The sequence below is a fragment of the Halomonas sp. B23F22_20 genome, from assembly GCF_043496985.1.
In the GTDB taxonomy this organism is placed as follows: Bacteria; Pseudomonadota; Gammaproteobacteria; order Pseudomonadales; family Halomonadaceae; genus Halomonas.
Window position 1 is genome coordinate 1 of sequence record NZ_JBIEKH010000113.1, and the last position, 579, is coordinate 579.

The 579-nt window shown below is 52.2% G+C and carries 1 protein-coding gene; it reads left to right on the forward strand.

The window, feature by feature from the left end:
* Positions 1–191 precede the first annotated feature (191 nt).
* The coding region (locus ACGTN6_RS20855; protein ID WP_394595008.1) for a hypothetical protein at positions 192–579 on the forward strand (388 nt) is incomplete at its 3' end.

Here is a 579-nt window from a genome sequence, read left to right on the forward strand (position 1 = left end):
GAGATGGAATCTCTCTGGTATAGCACTAAGGGGGCTGGAGATCAGCGTAAAGCTAGTTTTCTTTGAACTGCAACAGAGATAGCCGACCTCTATCCAGGTCCTTGCCTTTTAACGCGGACAATGACAAGCTGCTTGCAGACCACGGCCAAGCCGTGCAAACACCACCTTCCAACGAGTTTGGAGTACGGATCATGACTGCCGCAACTATCGCATTCGTCGCTGAAAAACGCGACCAAGCTAAACTTCTTTCTCCACACATCCACCGTCGCTGGCCCGAGGCCAGGGTGTTTGTTGTGCTCACCCGACATATCGGGGGGTTGTACGAGTTCCGCTACCCTCGCGGGATAAAACATAGCGACTTCCCCCACCTTTCCGATCCTGAATGGAAGCCGCGCAAGATTCTAGCACCATACAATTATATTGTTATGGAGATTGTTGGTGGCGAGCTTTGCCAAGCAACAATAGCGCCGAGGGAGGCGCTCAGCGCGGCGGATGAAATCTGGTATGCCTGCGACGCTGATCATACCGGCGCCCATAATTTTTTTATTCTTCTATCACAGACGATGGGCAAAGAGCAGG